Origin of the sequence: Rugamonas aquatica (genome assembly GCF_009380215.1) — a bacterium.
GTDB lineage: Bacteria > Pseudomonadota > Gammaproteobacteria > Burkholderiales > Burkholderiaceae_D > Rugamonas > Rugamonas aquatica_B.
The window spans coordinates 116,496-137,493 of the sequence record NZ_WHUG01000014.1; the positions used below are offsets into that span (position 1 = coordinate 116,496).

Annotated in this window: 18 protein-coding genes; 12 read left to right on the forward strand and 6 right to left on the reverse strand. The window is 63.4% G+C overall.

The window, feature by feature from the left end; translation table 11 throughout:
* The first annotated feature begins 99 nt into the window (after positions 1-99).
* Complete coding sequence (locus tag GEV02_RS26120; protein ID WP_152840840.1) at positions 100-2,844, forward strand: TonB-dependent receptor; 2,745 nt, start codon at positions 100-102, stop codon at positions 2,842-2,844.
* A gap of 56 nt (positions 2,845-2,900) precedes the next feature.
* Here GEV02_RS26120 and GEV02_RS26125 read toward each other — a convergent pair whose 3' ends face one another.
* The 6 genes from GEV02_RS26125 to GEV02_RS26150 form a co-directional block, all read right to left on the reverse strand.
* A complete protein-coding gene (locus GEV02_RS26125; RefSeq protein WP_152840841.1) occupies positions 2,901-4,199 on the reverse strand; it encodes a DUF2325 domain-containing protein in 1,299 nt (432 codons plus the stop codon).
* A gap of 10 nt (positions 4,200-4,209) precedes the next feature.
* Positions 4,210-4,542, reverse strand: coding sequence for a hypothetical protein (locus GEV02_RS26130; RefSeq protein WP_008450988.1), 333 nt, complete (start codon positions 4,540-4,542; stop codon positions 4,210-4,212).
* Positions 4,543-4,648: 106 nt separating this feature from the next.
* Positions 4,649-4,855, reverse strand: coding sequence for a hemin uptake protein HemP (gene hemP / locus GEV02_RS26135; protein WP_152840842.1), 207 nt, complete (start codon positions 4,853-4,855; stop codon positions 4,649-4,651).
* Positions 4,856-5,041: 186 nt separating this feature from the next.
* Positions 5,042-5,839 (reverse strand): Crp/Fnr family transcriptional regulator, encoded by a 798-nt coding sequence (locus GEV02_RS26140; RefSeq protein WP_043482248.1) that lies wholly within the window; start codon positions 5,837-5,839, stop codon positions 5,042-5,044.
* Positions 5,840-6,141: 302 nt separating this feature from the next.
* Positions 6,142-6,786, reverse strand: coding sequence for a response regulator (locus tag GEV02_RS26145; RefSeq protein ID WP_008450985.1), 645 nt, complete (start codon positions 6,784-6,786; stop codon positions 6,142-6,144).
* 89 nt (positions 6,787-6,875) lie between these two features.
* Complete coding sequence (locus GEV02_RS26150) at positions 6,876-7,343, reverse strand: universal stress protein (protein ID WP_152840843.1); 468 nt, start codon at positions 7,341-7,343, stop codon at positions 6,876-6,878.
* A gap of 390 nt (positions 7,344-7,733) precedes the next feature.
* On the opposite strand from GEV02_RS26150, the gene GEV02_RS26155 reads away from it, so the two are divergent.
* The 11 genes from GEV02_RS26155 (at position 7,734) to trpB (ending at position 20,992) form a co-directional block, all read left to right on the forward strand.
* Positions 7,734-8,561 (forward strand): protein phosphatase CheZ, encoded by an 828-nt coding sequence (locus GEV02_RS26155; RefSeq protein ID WP_152840844.1) that lies wholly within the window; start codon positions 7,734-7,736, stop codon positions 8,559-8,561.
* Positions 8,561-10,459 carry a chemotaxis protein CheA gene (locus GEV02_RS26160; protein WP_152840845.1) on the forward strand — a complete coding sequence of 633 codons (1,899 nt, stop codon included), beginning with the start codon at positions 8,561-8,563 and terminating at the stop codon, positions 10,457-10,459. Before GEV02_RS26155 ends, GEV02_RS26160 begins: the two co-directional genes overlap by 1 nt.
* A 241-nt stretch (positions 10,460-10,700) precedes the next feature.
* Positions 10,701-12,104, forward strand: a complete 1,404-nt coding sequence (gene leuC / locus GEV02_RS26165; RefSeq protein WP_152840846.1) for a 3-isopropylmalate dehydratase large subunit — start codon at positions 10,701-10,703, stop codon at positions 12,102-12,104.
* Between the two features lie 32 nt (positions 12,105-12,136).
* A complete protein-coding gene (locus GEV02_RS26170) occupies positions 12,137-12,259 on the forward strand; it encodes an entericidin A/B family lipoprotein (RefSeq protein ID WP_152840847.1) in 123 nt (40 codons plus the stop codon).
* 54 nt (positions 12,260-12,313) lie between these two features.
* Positions 12,314-12,961 (forward strand): 3-isopropylmalate dehydratase small subunit, encoded by a 648-nt coding sequence (leuD, locus tag GEV02_RS26175; protein ID WP_152840848.1) that lies wholly within the window; start codon positions 12,314-12,316, stop codon positions 12,959-12,961.
* A 13-nt stretch (positions 12,962-12,974) separates the two neighbouring features.
* Entirely contained in the window at positions 12,975-14,045 is a 1,071-nt protein-coding gene (leuB, locus tag GEV02_RS26180; protein ID WP_152840849.1) for a 3-isopropylmalate dehydrogenase, read from the forward strand.
* 43 nt (positions 14,046-14,088) lie between these two features.
* Positions 14,089-15,216: an aspartate-semialdehyde dehydrogenase gene (gene asd, locus GEV02_RS26185; RefSeq protein ID WP_152840850.1), complete on the forward strand. Its 1,128-nt coding sequence runs from the start codon at positions 14,089-14,091 to the stop codon at positions 15,214-15,216.
* A gap of 216 nt (positions 15,217-15,432) precedes the next feature.
* The gene (locus GEV02_RS26190) at positions 15,433-18,219 is read left to right on the forward strand and encodes a FimV/HubP family polar landmark protein (protein ID WP_152840851.1); all 2,787 of its coding nucleotides are present in this window, start codon (positions 15,433-15,435) and stop codon (positions 18,217-18,219) included.
* Positions 18,220-18,267: 48 nt separating this feature from the next.
* On the forward strand, positions 18,268-19,071 hold the full coding sequence (gene truA / locus GEV02_RS26195) for a tRNA pseudouridine(38-40) synthase TruA (RefSeq protein WP_152840852.1): 804 nt from the start codon (positions 18,268-18,270) through the stop codon (positions 19,069-19,071).
* A 9-nt stretch (positions 19,072-19,080) separates the two neighbouring features.
* Entirely contained in the window at positions 19,081-19,794 is a 714-nt protein-coding gene (locus GEV02_RS26200; RefSeq protein WP_152840853.1) for a phosphoribosylanthranilate isomerase, read from the forward strand.
* Positions 19,757-20,992 (forward strand): tryptophan synthase subunit beta, encoded by a 1,236-nt coding sequence (gene trpB, locus GEV02_RS26205; protein ID WP_152840854.1) that lies wholly within the window; start codon positions 19,757-19,759, stop codon positions 20,990-20,992. Before GEV02_RS26200 ends, trpB begins: the two co-directional genes overlap by 38 nt.
* Positions 20,993-20,998 lie beyond the last annotated feature (6 nt).

Below are 20,998 nucleotides of genomic sequence, written 5' to 3' on the forward strand. Positions count from 1 at the left end.
AATGTATCAAATTGTAGGCCCAGCCCCGATAATTCTGTTATCGAAGAGCAATGTTGATGGTATTGCCCTCGATTTCTATGTTTTTATTCGGGAGTTTGAATGGTATTGCAAGAAAAAATCGGCGTACGCTCCGTGCGCATCGCCCTGAGCGTGCTGACCGGCACGGTACTGATCGCTGGCCAGGCCTTTGCAGACGAGGCTATCCAGAAAGTTGAAATCACCGGTTCGAGCATCAAGCGTATCGCCGTTGAAGGTGCACTGCCTGTGCAGCGCCTGTCGCAGGAACAAATCGCCAAGACCGGCGCCACCACCGTTGCCGACCTGATCCAGTCGCTGCCGGCTATGCAGGGTTTCAGCATCGCCGCCACCGCCGCTGGTTCGAACTCGGGCGGTATCGTCTCGGCCTCGATCCACAACATCGGCGAGAGCTACACCCTGGTCCTGCTGGACGGCCGCCGCATCGCGCCGACCGGCTCGGGCAGCACCATCAACCTGAACTCCATCCCGATGAGCGCGGTTGAGCGCGTCGAGATCCTGACCGACGGCGCCTCCGCCCTGTACGGTTCGGACGCGATCGCCGGCGTCATCAACTTCATCCTGAAGAAAAACGCCCAGGGCGGCACCGTCGACGCCACCTGGTCGCAGCCGACCGCCGGCCGTCCAGGCCAGTCGTACAACACCAACCTGACCTATGGCTTCGGCGATCTGCAGGAAGACCGCTTCAACATCCTGGCGACCTACCGCCATGACGAACAGAGCCCGGTCAAGGCGACCGACCGTTCGTTCGCGTCGACCTCGTACATCCCGTTCAACTACAACGGCCACAACTACATCTACGACCGCACCAGCCCTGCGGCGGCACCGGCCAACGTCGGCGTCACCTTCGGCAACGGCATGGCGCCGATCGGCTTCAGCCCTTACCTGATGAAGAACGGCAGCTGCCCGCAGCAGACCTATCTGAGCCTGAACAACACGGCCGATACCCGCAACTGCTCGTTCGACTCGACCCCGGCCGTGGAAATCTCGCCGCAGAACAAGCGTGACAGCTTCTTCTCCAAAGCCCAGTACAAGGCCAGCGACGACATCACCGTGTTCGCCGAAGTGGCCCTGTCGCGCCTGGACCTGACCGCGCGCATCGCCCAGAACATCGCGCCGTTCACCATCACGCCGGGTTCGGACCGCTACAACACCTACGTGCTGCCTTACCTGACTCCTGAGCAGGCCGCCAACGTCAAGCAAGTGTCGGGCAGCTACCGCACCTACGACTGGGGCACCCGCAACAGCCAGACCGTGACCGACTCCCAGCACCTGGTGGTGGGCGCGGACGGCGAGATCGGCGCCTGGAGCTTCGGCACCGGCCTGACCTGGTCGCGCAACAAGCTCGACGAGCGTTATGTGGGCGGCTATGCGCTGACCAAGGAATTCAAGGACATGTTGGCCACCAACGCCTTCAATCCGTTCGCACCGATCGGCGCCCAGAGCGACGCCACCAAGGCGCAGATCGCCAACTCGATCTTCCACGGTTCGGTACGCGAAGCATCGACCACGCTCAAGGGCGTGGACGCGCACGGTTCGCGTGAAGTGTTCACGCTGCCTGGCGGCGCCGCCAACCTGGGTATCGGCGCCGACTACCGCGAGTACGCTTACCAGCAGACGCCATCGGCTGACGCTGTCGGCGGCAAGATCTACAACCTGACCGCCCAGCCTGCCTACGACATGAAGCGCGCGTCGTACGGCGTGTTCGGCGAGCTGCTGGCGCCTGTGACCAAGGAACTGGAAGTGAGCCTGGCCGGCCGTTACGACAGCATCGCCGGCGTCGACAACCTGCTGGCTCACCGCAAGATGGGCGAGACCCAGTCGGCCAGCACCTACAAGGTGTCGGCACGCTGGCAGCCGGTCAAGACCGTGCTGGTGCGCGGTTCCTACGGCACCGGCTTCAAGGCGCCTAGCATGCTGGACATCGGCCAGCCGCTGGTCAGCGCCGGCGTGACCCAGAACAGCTACGCTTGCCCATTCCCTAACACCGACCTGTGCCGTCCAGGCAATGTGCAGTACAACCTGCTGTCCGGTGGTAACGAGAACCTGAAGCCCGAGCGCTCCAAGCAGTACTCGATCGGTTTCCGCGTCGAGCCTAACGCGTCGTTCTCGTTCGGCGCCGACCTGTGGGATGTGAAGATCAGCGACGCCGTGTCGTCGATCAGCGAGCAGCAGATCTTTGCCGCGCCGGGCAAGTTCCGCGACCTGTTCACCACCTTCACCGAACCGTCGACCGGCAACACCTACTGGGCGATGAAGAGCCTGTCGATCAACATCGGCAAGACGCACAACCAGGGTATCGACTACGACATGGTTGGCCGCCAGAAGTTCTCGTTCGGTCAGCTGACCGCCAACCTGAACGGCACCTACCTGATGAAGTCGGACTACACCCGTCCGGGCACCGATGGCGACTGGACCAGCGATATGAACTTCTTCGGCATCGACAACAAGGTAGCGTTCCGCCACATCGTGCGCGCCGCGCTGACCCTGGATACCGGCAAGGTCAGCAACACGCTGAGCGCCAACTACCGCAACGGCTACCAGGATGCACAGGCCATCGTGCGTAACGTCGACACCGGCAAGGACGAGAGCATCCGTCTGTGGGTGCCGTCGTACCTGACGATCGATTGGCAGGGCAAGCTGGCGCTGAGCAAGACCGCGTCGATCCGCATGGGCGTGAAGAACTTGCTGGACCGCGAGCCGCCGCTGTCGCTGCGCGCTTCGTCGGGCCACCAGGTCGGCTTTGACCCGCGCTACACGGACCAGCTGGGCCGCTCGGTCTACCTGACCGGCACCATGGCGTTCTAAGCTGCTGGGCCTGTAAGTAAAAAAGCCCTGACCGGTTGTTCTGGTCAGGGCTTTTTTTATTCTGCGCCGGCTTGTTCGAGGCCGCGCGCGAGGCTGGAGATGCTGGGGTTGTCGATGAACACGCAGCGCTTGCCGGTGCGCTTGCAGTAGTCCTTGACCCGCCAGTAAGCGCTGTGGCTGATGCAGCCGGTCTGGCAGATCACCAGGTCGGCCGCCGCCAGGCTCGCTTCGAGGCGGTTGGCGTTGTCTTCCAGGCCGCCGTCGTGGTGGGCGAACTGTGCGCCTTCGCGCTCGATCAACTCGCGGTAGGTGGCGACGTTGCCGCTGCGTCCGCCCACGCACAGCACTGCGCGGTCGTTCAGGCTGAGCGGCATCTTCATGACGTGCTCGACGATCTGGCGCGTCTCTTCCTGCACCTGCACCGGTTCGGCCGCCGTCTGCAGCTTGGCCAGTTCGAGCTTGAGCTCGTTGATCTGGTTGCGCATGGCGCGTTCGCGTTCTTCCATCTGGCCCAGGCGCTCGGCCAGCTTGGCGCGGCTTTCCAGGCCGGGGATGGACTCGCGCAACTGCTCCAGCTCGACCTTCAGCGAATCGATCAGGCTGTCCTTGCCGACCGATTGCGCGCGCAGCTGCATCAGCTGGGCCGCGTGGCGTTCGGCGTCGCCGCTCTTGTCGGCCAGCAGGGCCGCGCTGCGCTGCTGCGCCTTGGCCAGGTCATGCGTCAGGCGCGCATTCTCGGCCAGCGTGGCGTTGAATTTGGTGATGTCGGCGCGCACGCAGGCGCCGGCCTGGTGCTGCACCATGTGCAGGTCGCGGCACATCTGTTCTTCCAGCTCGGCGTTGCAGCGCGGATGCGTCAGGCCGGCCCAGAAGGCGCCGGCGACGTCGCCGTTGGCCACGGCGGTGCGCCACATGGCGGCGACCTGTTCGGTGGTCTTGGCGGCGCGGAAGCGCAGCAGCACGGCGGCGTAGCGGCGCTCCAGTTCCTTTTGCAGCGCCTCCGACAGGCGGTTGCGGTTGCCGCACTCGGTGACGGCGCCGACGTGCACTTCATAATCGTCGGCCAGCACCTTGCCGGATGTGACTTTGTCGACCAGCTTGCGCAGCACGCCCAGCGGGAAACCGACGCCGACCAGCGGGCAGTGGCAGGCATGGCTCAGCTCCCACAGCCGACGGCGGCGCGAGGCGTGCGTGTCTTCCTGCTGCAGCGCGTCCATGACATTGCCGATCACCGGCTTGAGCACTTGCTGTTCGGCGGGGCGGGGCGGGGCAGCGGCGGCGGGCGCCAGCGTGCCGGCCACCTGCGGCATGGCGGCGGCGATGATGGCCGCCAGCGGATCGTGTTTCTCGCACATGGGGCGCTCCTCAGGCGGTGGCCGGCGCGGTGCGCGCGCGGGCCATGATGCGGCTGAGGAAGTTGGTCTTTTCCTGCAGGTGCATATTGCGCTCCACCTCGGTGGCCCACTGCTCGGACAGTTGCTGGCAGGTGGCGCTGAGCACCGGCGCCAGGTCCGGCAGGCTGGCCAGCGCTTTCAGGTGGCGTTCGATGACCGAGGCCAGCTTTACACAGCCGCCGGCGTCGTCGCTGCCGGCCGTGTAGTGCGACATCAGATGCAGCACTGCGGACAGCATCAGTTCTGGATTGTGCCCGCCGTGGGAGGGGGCGAGAAAAATCGGATTGCTACGGTCTATGGCCATCAAACGCTCCTGGATACGGTGGGAGTCTGGCTGGCGATGGCTGGCTTGCTCAAGGGGAGAGTGGGCGCGGCAAGCGCCCGGGTTCACGCACAGTGAACGGTGTACGTCATGCGGTCAGGATCAGCTTGTTGAGCTGGGTGATGCGCAGACGGTAAATACGGCCCGAATGTTCGATCTCGACTTCGCGGCCGTCGCCCATCAGGCTGGCGCTGGTGATGCGCTTGGTCGGCACGACAGCCGGCGCGGCCGCGAGGGTGGCGGCGTGGGCGTGGGCGGTGATGGCGGGTGGGGTGGCGGGCATGGTCGTAGTCATCTTCTGGGCTCCTTAAATAAGAATGATTCGTATTTGCATTCATTATTGTAGAAGCGCGGAAGGAATGCAAGGGTTATTTCAACGTTATTTAAAGGTTATTTGACGGAGGTGCGGAGGGAGCATAAAAAAAGGCCCGGCTGGAGAGACCGGGCCCAAGCTGGGTAAGGCGGCGAGGCCGCACGGAGCTTACAGCGCAGCCAGTAATTGTCCCGGCGTGACGCTGTCTCCGCCCTTGGTTTTGGCGGCCGCCAGCTGCTTGGCGCGGGTGCGCGACGGCGGCAGGCGGCGCAGGGTTTTCAGCGCTTCCGGATCCTTGATGCCGATGGTGCGCTGGTCGACGCTGATCAGGCCGATCTCGTTGAAGGCCGACAGCGTGCGGCTGACCGTTTCCAGTGTCAGGCCCAGGTAGCTGCCGATCTCATGACGCGTCATGCGCAGGTTGAACAGCTTGCTGGAATAGCCCATCTGGGCGAAGCGCTCGGCCAGCGACACCAGGAAGCGCGCCACGCGCGCCTCGGCGCTCAGCGCGCCCAGCATGCCGATCATCGCTTGCTCACGCACCAGCTCGCGGCTCATGACGCCGTACATCATGTTCTCCAGTTCCAGGTGGACGCGTCCCAGCGCCGTCAGCTTTTTGAACGGCAGCAGTATCAGGTCGCAGTCGGACAATGCCACGGCCTCGGACGAATAGTGGCGGGTGTGGATGCCGTCCACGCCCAGCATGTCGCCCTTCATCGGGAAGCTCAGCACCTGCTCGTTGCCGAATTCGTCGATCAGCACCGTCTTCAGGAAGCCGGAGTTGACGATGTACAGCGTGTCGAAGGGCTGGCCGATGGTGTGGATGCGCTGGCCGGTCTTGAACTGCACATGCTGGAACAGCAGTTCCTCGGTGGTGATCGAGCACGCCGCCGGGATGTGCAGCAGGTCGCAGACTTCCTTCAGGTTGGACCAGAGCCGCCCCTGACGCTGACGGCCCGCCTCCATCGACGAGGACTGCATGGTCGCGGTGGTGGCCGGGCGAATTTCAGACGTTTGCGTAGACAGCATGGTGATCTCCTGTGTACAGGTATTGCTTTTCGAAAGGACGGGAACTGGGCTGTGCCGCGCTGCTTGGTTTCCTGTTGTGGTGTCGCACGGCATCGTGCTGCCTGTCTGGTGCCGTGCAGCATGAATCGTATGGTTTCAGTATGCCAACGCGATGGGGAGATAGATATCAGCAATGGCTGAATATGCGCGTAGGAGCCAGCGCAGGCTTGTAGGAGTTGTCCTAACGAAGGACGGGGGAATCAGGTCTTGAAGGGGGATAACAAACGATGAGCCACGGCATATTGCACCATCTCCGAGAGCGAACTCATGCCCATCTTCTGCATGATGCGGGTCTTGTGGGTGCTGACCGTCTTGACGCTCAGGTGCAGGCTGTTGGCGATTTCGGTGATGGACTTGCCGGCCACCAGCAGCGAAAATACTTCGAATTCGCGGTCCGACAGCTGTTTATGCAACAGGCTTTCGTTGGGCATCATGATGTTGAGCGCCAGTTGCTCGGCCACCTCGGTGCTAATGTAGGGGCGGCCGGAGGCCACCTTGCGGATCGCGCCGACCAGCTGGGTGCCGGCGCTTTCCTTGGTCAGGTAACCCTGGGCGCCGGCGCGGATGGCGCGCACCGCGTACTGTTCCTCTTCGTGCATGGTGAGGATCAGGATGGCGAGCTTGGGCGCTTCCGCCTTGATCTGGCGGATCAGGTCGACCCCGCTGCGGCCGGGCATGGACAGGTCCAGCAGCAGCAGGTCGAAACCGCCCTGGCGCACATGGCCCAGGACTTCGAAGCCGTCGATGGCCTCGCCTACGATATCGATGTCGGGTGCGCCGTCGAGTATGCGCTTGAGGCCTTCGCGCATGATGGTGTGGTCGTCGGCAATGACAATACGAATCATAGTGGTGCTTGAAAAGTGATTAAAAGTAAGTATTATTATTTTTGAGCTAATCTTGTGATCTTACTACAAAAATGTAGCGGACCCGCGCTTTATTTGCTGCCGGGTTCCTTGATCAGCCGGTGCACCAGCACCGGCGTTTTGGCGTGCGACAACACCTTGTTGGTCACGCTGCCCAGCAGCAGCTGGCCCCAGCCGCTGCGGCCGTGCGAACCCATGAAGATCAGGTCGCAACGGTGTTTTTCCGCCACATCGACGATCTTCAGCGCCGCGCTTTCCGCGAACGCCGTCACCGCCTCGCAGGGCACGCCGCGCCTGGCGCAGGAATCGACCACGTCCTGCGTGTGTTCCTGGCCAGCGCGCAGCATGGCGGCGCGGTATTCGTCCTCGCTGGGGTAACTGGGCGGGATGATCTCGACGTAGATCGGATACTGGTACTCGGGCGCCACGAACAGCACCAGCACCTCGGCCTTCATCTGTTCGGCAAAGGCCACGCCGGCGCAGGCGGTTTTACTGGAAACGGCGGAGCCGTCGGTGGTAATCAAGATTTTGCGGTACATGACGAACCTCCTTTTAAAACCAGCTGGCTGCTCTTAATTGTAGTCCCGATTTACATTATTGTTAGTATGGAAAGACTTGATGATTATCAAATAAAAGCAGTTTATCCCGTAGCGCTCGTGTTGGCTTTCATACTTTTTACCTGCTTTTTTTGCACCCGAGCACTACTTTTGTGTCTCAAGGCGTGTTTTGTCGATCTAACCAATGTTAGTATCTCCAAATACAACGAAACTTGGCTTGGACCCGGAGCGCAGGGCAGGCGACCCTACTCCGGGATTGAATAATCTGGCTGCGCCCTGCTACACTCGGGTAAGTGCGTTATATTGCCGAGCGTCATCACAGACAAGCAAGTTTAGGGCAGCAATTTTACAAATTATGGAGAAGCAGGGATTATGACCAACGCCGCTGACGATTTCGACGCATTATTTGATGAAGTGTCTGCTCAGAGCAAGACCGCAGCGCCCGCTCCAGCGCCTGCTCCCGCACCAGCTTCGGCGGAAGACGACCTGGAAAGCCTGTTCGACGAAGTCTCGTCGGCCCGGCCCGCGGATGCCGTGGCTGCCGCGCCTGCTCCAGCTCCTGCGGCCACCGCCGCCGCGCCGGCTGAAGGCGCCGAGGGCGAAGACAAGCCGATGTTCGAACGCCTGGGCGGCATCGTGCGCCTGCTGCACGATTCGCTGCGCGAACTGGGCTACGACAAGGCGCTGACCGAAGCGTCGTCGCAGATCAACGACGCCCAGGATCGCCTCGAATACGTCGCCACCCTGACCGAACAAGCCGCCAACAAGGTGCTCAACACCCTGGACGAAGGCATGCCGGAGCAGGACACGCTGTCGAAAAAATCCAAGGACATGGAAAACCGCTGGGCCGACCTGTTCGCAGGCAAGCTGAGCCTGGACCAGTTCAAGCAACTGGCCGGCGACTCGCAAGCCTTCGCCGTGGCCGTGTCGGCCGCCACCGAAGCGGAGAAAGCCCGTCTGCTGGAAATCATGATGGCCCAGGACTTCCAGGACATCACCGGCCAGCTGATCAAGAAAGTCGTGACCATCACCAAGACGGTGGAACACGAACTGGCAGAACTGCTGCGCGACAATGCGCCGCCGGCGGTACGCGAGAAAATCGCGCAAAAAGAAGTGTCCCTGATGTCCGGCCCGTCGGCTCCTGCCGTCGCGCTGAACCAGGACAATGTCGACGACCTGCTTGCTGACCTGGGATTCTAATGGACGATATGCTCAAGGATTTCGTCGTCGAGGCGATGGATCTTGCGGTCAACGTTGAAGAGCATCTGCTGCGGCTCGAACGCGACCCGGACAATAAAGAGACGCTCAATGCGGTGTTCCGTTCCTTCCACACCATCAAGGGCGGCGCCGGTTTCATGGGCTTGCCTGCACTGGTGGCGGCCTGCCACCTGACCGAGAATCTGTTCGACGCGCTGCGCACCGGCGCCGCGCCGGTCACGCCGATCGCGATCGAGGCGGCGCTGCAAGCGTCGGGCTTCGTGGCCGACCAGCTGGCCGAACTGAACAACGGCGCCGAGCCGGACAGCCTGCCGGCCATGCCGAAGGATCTGGAAGTCATCCTGACCGACGCCATCGAAGGCAAGACCACCGCTGCTCCGGCCAAGGCCGCCGCGCCGGCGCCAGCCCCTGCGGCTGCGCCGGCCGCCGCCGCCGCTCCGGTCGCCGCGCAAGCGTCGGCGCCGTCGGCCGACGGCCTGGACTGGGAAGGCATGTACGAAGCCGTGATGCCGGCCGGTAGCTACACCAAGCCTGCGGCCTCCGCCGCGGCGCCGGCGGCACAGGCGCCGTCCGCGCCCATCCCTGCCGCCGAACTGGCTGCCGTCGTGGCCGCCGTGCACGCCGCCGCGCCTGCATCTTCGCCAGCCAAGCGCGAAGCCGCCGAGAAACGCGAAGAGCGTCCGCACGCCGCGCCGGCCAAGGAAGAATCGATCCGCGTCGACGCCGTCAAGCTGGATGCGCTGCTGGAAGTGGCCGGCGAATCGGTGCAGGCCGCCAACCAGGCCGCCGTGCTGCTGGAACGCCTGCTGCAATTCAAGTTCGAAGGCCAGGCCCAGACCCTGATGGCGACGCTGGCGGAAACGCTGGAACGCGCCTCGCGCTACTCCACCGAACTGCAGCGCGCCACGCTGGCGACCCGCATGCAGCCGGTCGGCCGCCTGTTCCAGAAGTTCCCGCGCCTGGTGCGCGAACTGGCGAAAGACCTGGGCAAGGACGTCGAACTGACCATCGAAGGCGCGGAGACCGAAGTCGACCGCGTGGTGGTGGACAGCCTGTACGATCCGCTGGTGCACATGCTGCGCAACTCGCTGGACCACGGCGTCGAATCGCCGGAAGACCGCCTGGCCGCAGGCAAGCCGGCCAAGTCCTATATTTCGCTCAAAGCATGGCAAGAAGCAAATAGCGTTATGATTGTGCTTCAGGACGACGGCAAGGGCATGGATCCGGTGGTGCTGCGCACCAAGGCCCAGCAAAAAGGCTTGATCTCGGAATCGGTGCAGCTGACCAACGACGAATGCTTCCAGCTGGTATTCTTGCCGGGCTTCTCGACCAAGGAAGTCGCCTCCAGCGTGTCCGGCCGCGGCGTCGGCATGGACGTGGTGAAGACCGCCGTGGAGAAAAACCGCGGCGCCATCCACATCGAATCCGCGCTGGGCAAGGGCACCAAGTTCGCCATCCGCCTGCCGATCGAGCTGTCGATCGTGCCGACCATGCTGGTCTCGACCTCGGGCGCCGCGCTGGCGCTGCCGATGGCCGTGGTACAGCGCGTGGTCGAGCTGCCGGAAGTGTTCATGGAAGTGGGCGGCGCGCCGGTGCTGAAAGACCAGGGCCGTCCGCTGCCGGTGCGCTCGCTGGCCGATTCGCTGGGCTACGAGAGCTGCCGCGAGAAGGTGGGTATTGTTGTCGCTGCACCACAGCCGTACATTCTGGCGGTGGAAGCGGTCGACGGTACTGCCGACCTCGTAATTAAACCGATGACCGCGATTACCGTCGAGGGCATTACCGGCACCGCGCGTTCGGCCGAAGGCGAACTGGTGCTAGTGGTGGGCCTATCGTTCCTAATGGACGGATGTCGAGGTAGTGTACGCATGGCGGCCTAGTCTGAGGACAGGGCCAGATAGACCAAAAGCCTGCGTTCACGCAGGCTTTTTTTTATTCGTAGTTTTATTTTCAATACCGAATTTTGCAAAAGGAGTCATAAAAAGTGTATCGGTAGGCGGAACTGCATCGGCTCACGAGGCCGGCCAGCGGCGGCCGCTACCGCATTGCACAATATGGCATAATCGAAGTGGATCACTCACACAGGCAGCAGTAGTTCCCTTGATTGGGTACTCATAAATCATGATGAAGACGCTTTACGACAAACTCTGGGAATCCCACGTGGTCAAGGCCGAGGAAGACGGCACCACGATCTTGTACATCGACCGTCACCTGGTACACGAAGTCACCAGCCCTCAGGCCTTCGACGGCCTGCGCGCCGCCGGCCGCCAGCCGTGGCGCATCTCGGCCAATCTGGCCGTGGCCGACCACAACGTGCCGACCACCTCGCGCGCCGAAGGCATCGCCGATCCGGTCTCGCGCCTGCAGGTGGAAACGCTGGACAACAACGCCAAGTCCTACGGCCTGACGTATTTCAACATGAACGACAAGCGCCAGGGCATCGTCCACGTGATCGGACCTGAGCAGGGCGCGACCTTGCCTGGCATGACGGTGGTGTGCGGCGACTCGCACACCTCCACCCACGGCGCGTTCGGCGCGCTGGCGCACGGCATCGGCACCTCCGAAGTGGAACACGTGCTGGCCACCCAGACGCTGCTGCAAAAGAAATCCAAAGCCATGCTGGTGCAGGTCGACGGCGCGCTGCCGGCCGGCGTCACCGCCAAGGACGTGGTGCTGGCCATCATCGGCAAGATCGGCACCGCCGGCGGCACCGGCTACTGTATCGAGTTCGGCGGTTCGACCATCCGCGCGCTGTCGATGGAAGGCCGGATGACGGTCTGTAATATGGCGATCGAAGCGGGCGCGCGCGCCGGCATCATCGGCGTCGACGACACCACCATCGACTACGTCAAGGGCCGTCCATTCTCGCCGGCAGGGCCGCACTGGGACCGCGCGGTTGATTACTGGCGCACGCTGCACAGCGACGCCGGCGCCAGGTTCGACCTGGTCGTCACGCTCAACGCCGCCGAGATCAAGCCGCAAGTGACCTGGGGCACCTCGCCGGAAATGGTAACGTCGATCGACGGCCGCGTGCCGGATCCGGACCAGGAAAAGGATAGCGTCAAGCGCGACGCCATCGAGAAGGCGCTGGTCTACATGAACCTGAAGCCGAACACCGCGATCGAGGACATCCGCATCGACAAGGTTTTCATCGGCTCCTGCACCAACTCGCGCATCGAGGATTTGCGCGCCGCCGCCGATGTGGTGCGCGGCAAGCACCGCGCCTCCAACGTCAAGCTGGCGCTGGTGGTGCCGGGCTCCGGCCTGGTCAAGGCGCAAGCCGAGAAGGAAGGCCTGGACCGCGTGTTCCGCGACGCCGGTTTCGAATGGCGCGAGCCGGGCTGCTCGATGTGCCTGGCGATGAACGCCGACCGCCTGGAACCGGGCGAGCGCTGCGCCTCCACCTCGAACCGCAATTTTGAAGGACGCCAAGGTCAGGGCGGACGCACCCATCTGGTGTCTCCAGCCATGGCGGCGGCAGCCGGTATCGCCGGCCACTTCGTCGACGTACGCGCACTACGTTAATTTTTACTCTCCTACCCACCGAGAACAACATCATGAAAAAACTGATCGCACTGACCCTCTTCGCTCTGACTATCACCGGCTGCAACACCATTGCCGGCGTCGGCAAAGATGTACAGAAAGCCGGCCAGGCGGTGCAGGGCGCCGCGGGCCATTAAACCCGACCCCGACGGCCGGCGCCAGGGTGCGCCGCCGTCAATTGAGTGAGCATCATGGATAAATTTACGATCTACGAAGGACTGGTTGCACCGCTGGACCGCGCCAATGTCGACACCGACGCCATCATTCCGAAGCAATTCCTGAAGTCCATCCACCGCACCGGCTTCGGCCCGAACCTGTTCGACGAGTGGCGCTACCTGGACCACGGCGAACCGGGCCAGGACAACAGCAAGCGTCCGCTCAATCCCGACTTCGTGCTCAACGAGGCACGCTACCAGGGCGCATCGATCCTGCTGGCGCGCAAGAACTTCGGCTGCGGCTCCTCGCGCGAGCACGCGCCGTGGGCGCTGGACCAGTACGGCTTCCGCGCCATCATCGCGCCTTCGTTCGCCGACATCTTCTTTAACAACTGCTACAAGAGCGGCTTGTTGCCCATCGTATTGCCTGAAGCGCAGGTCGATCACCTGTTCAATGAAGTCAAGGCCTTCCCCGGTTATCGCCTGGTGGTCGACCTTGAACAGCAGCGCATCTCCACCAGCAATGGCAGCGTCTCCTATCCCTTCGAGATCGACGCCTTCCGCAAATACTGCCTGATGAACGGGCTCGACGATATCGGCCTGACGCTGCGTCACGCCGACGCTATCCGCGGCTTTGAAGAGCGCCATCTGGCAACCCAACCTTGGTTGGCCAACGTCATCTAATCGAAGAAGAACTATGAAAATCGCTATCCTCCCGGGCGATGGTATCGGCCCGGAAATCGTCGCGCAAGCTGTCAAAGTCCTGAACGTGCTGGGCGAAAAATTTGAGCTGGAAAGCGCGCCGGTCGGCGGCGCCGGCTACGCGGCCCACGGCCATCCTCTGCCGGAAGGCACGCTGGCGCTGGCGAAAGCGGCCGACGCGGTGCTGTTCGGCGCCGTCGGCGATTACCAGTACGACACGCTGGAACGCGCACTGCGTCCCGAGCAGGCGATCCTGGGCCTGCGCAAGCAGCTGGGCCTGTTCGCCAATCTGCGTCCGGCCATCCTGTATCCGGACCTGGCCAATGCCTCGACGCTGAAGCCTGAAGTGGTGTCCGGCCTGGACATCCTGATCATCCGCGAACTGACCGGCGACATTTACTTCGGCCAGCCGCGCGGCGTGCGCGAATGCCCGGACGGCGCCTTCAAGGGCCAGCGCGAAGGCTACGACACCATGCGCTATGCCGAAGGCGAAATCCGCCGCATCGCCCATGTGGCGTTCCAGGCTGCGCAGAAGCGCGGCAAGCGCCTGACCAGCGTGGACAAGGCCAATGTGCTGGAGACCTTCCAGTTCTGGAAAGACATCGTCACCGACGTGCACAAGGAATACCCTGACGTGGCGCTGGAGCATATGTACGTCGACAACGCCGCGATGCAGCTGGTGCGCGCGCCGAAGAAGTTCGACGTCATCGTCACCGGCAATATGTTCGGCGACATCCTGTCCGACCAGGCGGCGATGCTGACCGGTTCGATCGGCATGTTGCCATCGGCCTCGCTGGACGCCAACAACAAGGGCCTGTACGAGCCGTCGCACGGTTCCGCGCCTGACATCGCCGGCAAGGGCATCGCCAATCCGCTGGCGACGATTCTGTCGGCCGCGATGATGCTGCGCTACTCGCTGAACAAGGCCGAACAGGCCGACCGCATCGAAAACGCCGTCAAGCACGTGCTGTCGCAAGGCCTGCGCACCGCCGACATCTTCGAAGCCGGCACCACCAAGGTGGGCACGGAAGAGATGGGCAACGCGGTGGTCAAGGCGCTGTCGTAAACGATATAAACGGTATAAAAGAATTCATCACAAGGAAAGCAAAATGAAACTCGTAGGCTTGGTAGGTTGGCGCGGCATGGTTGGTTCGGTCCTGATGCAGCGCATGCAGGAAGAGGGCGATTTCGCCCACATCGAACCGGTGTTTTTCACCACCTCGAATCCGGGCGGCGACGCGCCGGCGATGGCGAAGAATGAAACCAAACTGAAAAGCGCGACCGACATCGACGAACTGAAAAAGTGCGAGATCATCATCTCGTGCCAGGGCGGCGACTACACCACCGAAGTGTTCCCCAAGCTGCGCGCCGCCGGCTGGAACGGTTACTGGATCGACGCCGCCTCCACGCTGCGCATGGAGAAAGACGCCGTCATCGTGCTGGACCCGGTCAACCTGCACGTCATCAAGGACGCGCTGGGCAAGGGCGTGAAGAACTACATCGGCGGCAATTGCACCGTGTCGTGCATGCTGATGGGCCTGGGCGGCCTGTTCCAGCACAACCTGGTCGAGTGGATGACCTCCATGACCTACCAGGCGGCATCGGGCGGCGGCGCCCAGCACATGCGCGAGCTGCTGACCCAGTTCGGCACCATCAACGCGTCGGTGAAATCGCTGCTGGACAATCCGGCCGCGGCCATCCTGGAAATCGACCGCCAGGTGCTGGCTACCCAGCACGGCCTGAGCGCCGAAGAGACCAAGCAGTTCGGCGCGCCGCTGGCCGGCAACCTGATCCCGTGGATCGACAAGGACCTGGGCAACGGCCAGTCGAAGGAAGAGTGGAAGGGCGGCGCCGAGACCAACAAGATCCTGGGCCTGGGCGCGGACTTCGGTTCGAAAGCCATCCCGGTCGACGGCCTGTGCGTGCGCATCGGCGCCATGCGCAGCCACTCGCAGGCACTGACCATCAAGCTGAAAAAAGACGTGCCGATCGACGAGATCCACGACATCATCGCCGCCAACAACCAGTGGGTCAAAGTGGTGCCGAACACGCGTGAAGCGTCGGTCAAGGACCTGTCGCCGGCCGCCGCTACCGGCAGCCTGACGATACCGGTCGGCCGTCTGCGCAAGATGAGCATGGGCGACGACTACCTGTCCGCCTTCACCGTTGGCGACCAGCTGCTGTGGGGCGCGGCCGAACCGCTGCGCCGCATGCTGCGCATCGTGCTGGAAAAATAAGCAGCCCTCGGGCAATTGTTAAAGCAGAAGGGGTTTTCTCTATGAGCTCTCATAGGGGAAACCCCTTTTTTTAGTTTAAAGTAGGCATAGACGTTACACATCCTCATGTATCACTAGAGAAACATCGTGCAAAGCTTGCATGCTCTGGAGCATGATGATATGTTGATATATCTGGGAAAGTAACATTTTCCCTCTGACAACCAGATGCCGCCCACTATGCACGTACCAACTCGCTCCAGCATTGTTTCCTTCGCGTTGAAGACGCTCACCGGGGCCGTCGCCAGCGCGGTCTTGGTGGCTTCGGCCAACGCAGCCGGGCTCGGCAAGCTGACCGTCCTGTCGTCGCTGGGGCAGCCGCTGCGGGCGGAGATCGAACTGACGGCCGTGTCGGCGGACGAGGCGGGCGCACTGGTCGCCAAGCTGGCGCCGGCCGATGCCTTCCGCACCGCGAATATCGATTTCAATCCGACCCTGCTGTCGCTGCGCTTCGAAGTCGAGCAGCGCAATGGCCGCCAGGTGATACGCGTAACGTCCACCCAGCCGGTCAACGAACCTTTCGTCGACATGCTGCTGGAGCTGAACTGGACCGGCGGCCGCATGGTCCGCGAATACACCTTCCTGCTGGATCCGGCCGACATGCGCGCGACGCAATCGCCGCAAGTGGCGCCGCCGGTGGACCTGAGCCGCAATGCCGCGCCTGCCGCTGCGCCGGCCGTGCCTGCTGCTTCGGCTCCGGCCGCCGCATCGGTTGCGCCTGTCGCGCCGAGCACGCCTGCACCGGCACCGGCGCGCCAGCCGGCCGCCAAGCCTGCCGTCAACGAATACACCGTCAAATCCGGCGACAACCTGACCCGTATCGCCAACCAGGTCAAGCCGGTCGACGTGTCGCTGGACATGATGCTGGTGGCACTGTATCGCGCCAATCCGGAAGCCTTCTCCGGCAACAATATGAACCGCCTGAAGTCGGGCCAGATCCTGGCCGTGCCGGATGCCGACACGATCCGCAACAGCGCGCCGGAAGGCGAGGCGCGCGGCGTGGTGGTGGCCCATGCGGCGGACTTCAACGCTTATCGCGCCAAGCTGGCGGGGCAGGTCGCCAACAGCACGCCGGCCAAGGAGCCGGACACCACCCAGAACGTTTCGGGCAAGATCACCGCCAAGGTGGAAGAAAAGCCCAGCGCCGTCAACACCGCCAAGGACAAGCTGACGCTGTCGAAAGCCACCTCCAGCGCGCCGGTCGAAGGCAAGACCGGCCTGGCCTTGGAAGACAAGGTCGCCCGCCAGAAGGAAATGGACGAGGCCGCCGCGCGCACCAAGGAACTGGAAAAGAACGTCCGCGACCTGGAAAACCTGATGTCGGTCAAGAACAAGGCCGGCGCGGAAACCGTCAAGCCGTCCGCGTCTGCATCCGCCTCGGCGGCGGCATCGATGCCGGCATCGGCTTCGGTTTCGGCCGAAGCATCGGCGCCGCCCAAGCCCAAGCGCACGCTGGTGATCCCGCCGAAAAAGCTGGAGCCTAGCCTGTTCGAAACGCTGATGGACAACCTGGAGTACGTGGGCCTGGCCGGCGCCGGTTTGCTGGCCGCCGCGGGCGCGTTCGTCGCTTCGCGCCGCCGCAAGAAATTCGAAGTGCCGAAGGAAGAAGCCAGCATCCTCGGCGATACCGCGATGCCGTCGCAGGCGCTGATCGCCGAAGCCGGCGGCCAGAGCGTCGACACCAACAACAGCGTCTTCAATTCCAACTTCGCGCCATCGGCCAGCCAGCTCGACACCAATGAGGTCGATCCGGTGGCGGAGGCGGATGTCTACATCGCCTACGGCCGCGACGCCCAGGCGGAGGAAATCCTGAAGGAAGCGCTGCGCAGCCATCCAGAGCGCCACGCTGTGCGCCTGAAGCTGCTGGAAATCTACGTCACCCGCAAAGACCCGCGTTCGTTTGAAACCCAGGCTTCCGAACTGTATTCGCTGACGCGCGGCCAGGGCGACGAGTGGGCGCAGGCTGCCGCCATGGGCCAGGCGCTGGACCCGAGCAATCCGCTGTACTCCGAAGGCGCCGCAGCATCCGGCGACGACGGTTCCTCCATGTTCGCCGCGCCGGCCGCCGCTGCAGCCGGCGCCGCAGCCTTCAGCGCCGCCGACTTCGCCAGCGACTTCAACGCGCCGGCGCCTGCTCCGGTGCCTGCCGCCGGCGGCCTGGACCTGGACCTGGGCTTCGACGCCCCGCCTGCCGCCGGCGACAATTCGATGGACTTCGGCAGCGACATGGATACCGCCTTGCCGCAAGCCGCCGACGCCTCCGTATCGCCAGCCTCGGTGGCGGCGGAATCCGACAACCTGATGGACTTCGACCTGGGCGGCCTGAGCTTCGAGCCGACCGCCGCCGCGCCTGCGCCAGCCGAGGCTCCTGCCGCCGAACCGGAAGCGCTGCCGGAAGACGCCTTCAACCTGGCCTTCGACGCCCCGGCCGCGCCAGCACCTGCACCCGCGCCCGCGCCCGAGGAAGACCTGAGCATGGACTTCGGCCTGGACCTGCCGGTCGAAGCCGCACCGGCTCCGGCCGCATCCAGCCTGCCGTCCGCCAGCAGCGATCCGCTGGACCTGGACTTGATGAACTTTGAAATTCCCGAAGTGCCGGCCATGCCCGCACCGGCGCCCGCCGCCGAAGCGGAGATCGACGACTTCGCGCTGCCTGAGGCGGAAGAGGTGGCCCCTGCGCCCGCACCGTCGGCGCAGGAGTTCGACCTGTCCGGCATCGACCTCGACCTGGACAGCGCGCTCGGCGGCGCCGGCACTGCGGCCGCAGCCGATGCCGCCCCAGGCCATGTGCGCGACGACAACCTGTCGGCCCACCACATGGAAATGGACACCAAGCTGGACCTGGCGATCGCCTATCAGGAGATCGGCGACAAGGAAGGCGCGCGCGAACTGCTGGACGAAGTGCTGCGCGGCGGCAGCGACGAGCAGATCGCCAAGGCCAACGCCATGCGCGCCCAATTGGGGTAATGCGGCTCCGTATATAATGGCTGACTCAGACATTACATCGGGCAGCAATTGAAACGGATAGCAATCGGCGTCCAGTACGACGGAACCGCGTGGAACGGCTACCAGAAACAGGCGGACGGCCACACGGTCCAGGATAAACTGGAACAGGCGCTGGAGAAATTCGCCAGGGTGCCGCTGGCCACCACCTGTGCCGGCCGCACCGATACCGGCGTGCACGCGCTGGAGCAGGTGGTTCACTTCGACACCGAGCTGGTCCGCGACACCCATTCCTGGGTGCGCGGCGTCAACGCCTTCCTGCCGCCGTCGATCGCCGTGCGCTGGGCCAAGCAGCTGGACGGCGACCCGAGCGTCAACGACTTCTTCCACGCCCGCTTCAGCGCCCGCGCCCGCACCTATCACTACGTGCTGTACAACAATCCGACCCGCTCGCCGCTGCTGGAAGGGCGGGCCGGTTTCTGCTTCCGCCCGCTGGACGTGGAGCTGATGCGGCAAGCCATCCCGCCGCTGCTGGGCTGGCATGACTTTACAGCCTTCCGCGCCGCGCAGTGCCAGGCCAAGTCGCCGGTCAAGCTGATGCATGACATCCAGATCAAGCGCCACGGCGAGCTGGTGGTGTTCACCATCACCGCCAACGCCTTCCTGCACCACATGGTGCGCAACCTGGTCGGCTCGCTGGTCTACATCGGCACCGGGCGCGAGAAGCCGGAATGGCTGGGCCAGCTGCTGGAAACCAAGGACCGCCACGCCGCCGCGCCGACCTTCATGCCCGACGGCCTCTACCTGGCGAAAATCGACTACGACCCCAAATGGGAATTGCCGCTGGAGACCACCAGCGCCTTGCCCTGGTTCTAAAGGATCAGCATGCCACGTACCCGTATCAAAATCTGCGGCCTGACCCGCGTGGAAGATGTGCAAGCCGTGGTGGATGCCGGCGCCGATGCGATCGGCTTCGTGTTCTACCCGAAGAGCCCGCGCTACGTCACGCCCGAGCAGGCCGCCGAACTGATACGCGCCGTGCCGCCCTTCATCACCTGCACCGGCCTGTTCGTCAACGCCACACCGGAAGAGGTGGCCGCTACCTGCAAGGTGGCGCCGATCTCGCTGATCCAGCTGCATGGCGACGAGACGGTGGAGCAGTCGGCCGCCATCGCCGCGGCGGCCGGGCGACAGTTCATGCGGGTGTTCCGCGTCAAACCTGACACACAGCCGTCCGATTTGCTAGAATACGAGCAGCTATGCCGCGCCGCCAGTCCCTTGTTCACCAGCCTGTTGCTGGATACCTATGTGGATGCCTATGGTGGCGCAGGAAAGGGTTTTGATTGGTCTCTCATTCCAAAAGATCTCGCGCCTCGGGTCGTTTTAAGTGGTGGCTTGAGCGTACACAACGCGACTGACGCGGTGGTACGTGTACGCCCCTACGCCGTCGACATCAGCAGTGGTGTCGAAGCGTCCAAGGGGATCAAGGATGCCCGCAAGATCGCCGACTTTGTCGCGGCGGTGCGGGCCGGAGATGCCATGAAAGAAAGCGAAGCCCATCATGATGAACACCCCACCAAAGCCGCTGTTCCACGCTAAAGACTACCACCTGCCCGACACCAAGGGCCATTTCGGCCCCTACGGCGGCTCCTTCGTCGCCGAAACCCTGACCTACGCGCTTGCCGAGCTCAACGAAGCCTATGAGCGCTACAGCAAGGATCCCGAGTTCCTCGACGAGTTCCGCTACGAGCTCAAGCACTTTGTCGGCCGGCCGTCGCCGATCTATCACGCCAAGCGCTGGTCCGAACTGGCCGGCGGCGCGCAGATCTACTTCAAGCGCGAAGACTTGAACCACACCGGCGCCCACAAGATCAACAACGTCATCGGCCAGGCCTTGCTGGCCAAGCGCATGGGCAAGCCGCGCATCATCGCCGAGACCGGCGCCGGCCAGCACGGCGTCGCCACGGCCACCATCTGCGCCCGTTTCGGGCTGGAGTGCGTGGTCTACATGGGCAGCGAGGACGTCAAGCGCCAGGCGCAGAACGTCTACCGCATGAAGCTGCTGGGCGCGACCGTGGTGCCGGTGGAGTCCGGCTCCAAGACCCTGAAGGACGCGCTCAACGAAGCGATGCGCGACTGGGTCACGAACATTGAAAACACCTTCTACATCATCGGCACCGTGGCCGGTCCGCATCCTTACCCGATGCTGGTGCGCGACTTCCAGTCGGTGATCGGCGAAGAGTGCCTGGTGCAGATGCCGGAAATGACCGGCCGCCAGCCCGATTGCGTGGTCGCCTGCATCGGCGGCGGCTCCAACGCCATGGGCATCTTCTATCCGTACATCGACCAGAAACAGGTGCGCCTGATCGGCGTCGAGGCGGCGGGGGAGGGGCTGGACGGCGACAAGCACGCCGCTTCGCTGACCAAGGGCTATCCGGGCGTGTTGCACGGCAACCGCACCTATCTGCTTCAGGATGAGAACGGGCAGATCATCGAGACGCATTCGGTATCGGCCGGCCTGGATTATCCGGGCGTGGGGCCGGAGCACGCTTACCTGAAGGACAGCGGCCGCGCCGAGTATGTATCGATCACGGACGAGGAAGCGTTGAAGGCCTTCCACGACTGCTGCCATATCGAAGGCATCATCCCGGCATTGGAATCGTCGCACGCGCTGGCCTACGCGGCCAAGCTGGCGGCGACCATGCCGAAAGATAAAATCATTTTGGCCAACCTGTCGGGCCGGGGCGACAAGGACATGCATACGGTAGCAGAACGTATGGGTTTGAACTTCAACTAAGGAAAA

Bases quoted from the DNA above. Each gene is read 5' to 3' on its own strand.
- asd (WP_152840850.1), top strand. From the start codon at position 14,089: ATGAAACTCGTAGGCTTGGTAGGTTGGCGCGGCATGGTTGGTTCGGTC.
- GEV02_RS26155 (WP_152840844.1), top strand. From the start codon at position 7,734: ATGACCAACGCCGCTGACGATTTCGACGCATTATTTGATGAAGTGTCT.
- GEV02_RS26125 (WP_152840841.1), bottom strand. From the start codon at position 4,199: ATGTGCGAGAAACACGATCCGCTGGCGGCCATCATCGCCGCCGCCATG.
- GEV02_RS26160 (WP_152840845.1), top strand. From the start codon at position 8,561: ATGGACGATATGCTCAAGGATTTCGTCGTCGAGGCGATGGATCTTGCG.
- GEV02_RS26140 (WP_043482248.1), bottom strand. From the start codon at position 5,839: ATGGAGGCGGGCCGTCAGCGTCAGGGGCGGCTCTGGTCCAACCTGAAG.
- GEV02_RS26190 (WP_152840851.1), top strand. From the start codon at position 15,433: ATGCACGTACCAACTCGCTCCAGCATTGTTTCCTTCGCGTTGAAGACG.
- GEV02_RS26120 (WP_152840840.1), top strand. From the start codon at position 100: ATGGTATTGCAAGAAAAAATCGGCGTACGCTCCGTGCGCATCGCCCTG.
- GEV02_RS26145 (WP_008450985.1), bottom strand. From the start codon at position 6,786: ATGATTCGTATTGTCATTGCCGACGACCACACCATCATGCGCGAAGGC.
- leuC (WP_152840846.1), top strand. From the start codon at position 10,701: ATGATGAAGACGCTTTACGACAAACTCTGGGAATCCCACGTGGTCAAG.
- GEV02_RS26170 (WP_152840847.1), top strand. From the start codon at position 12,137: ATGAAAAAACTGATCGCACTGACCCTCTTCGCTCTGACTATCACCGGC.
- GEV02_RS26130 (WP_008450988.1), bottom strand. From the start codon at position 4,542: ATGGCCATAGACCGTAGCAATCCGATTTTTCTCGCCCCCTCCCACGGC.
- leuB (WP_152840849.1), top strand. From the start codon at position 12,975: ATGAAAATCGCTATCCTCCCGGGCGATGGTATCGGCCCGGAAATCGTC.
- leuD (WP_152840848.1), top strand. From the start codon at position 12,314: ATGGATAAATTTACGATCTACGAAGGACTGGTTGCACCGCTGGACCGC.
- trpB (WP_152840854.1), top strand. From the start codon at position 19,757: ATGATGAACACCCCACCAAAGCCGCTGTTCCACGCTAAAGACTACCAC.
- hemP (WP_152840842.1), bottom strand. From the start codon at position 4,855: ATGACTACGACCATGCCCGCCACCCCACCCGCCATCACCGCCCACGCC.
- GEV02_RS26150 (WP_152840843.1), bottom strand. From the start codon at position 7,343: ATGTACCGCAAAATCTTGATTACCACCGACGGCTCCGCCGTTTCCAGT.
- GEV02_RS26200 (WP_152840853.1), top strand. From the start codon at position 19,081: ATGCCACGTACCCGTATCAAAATCTGCGGCCTGACCCGCGTGGAAGAT.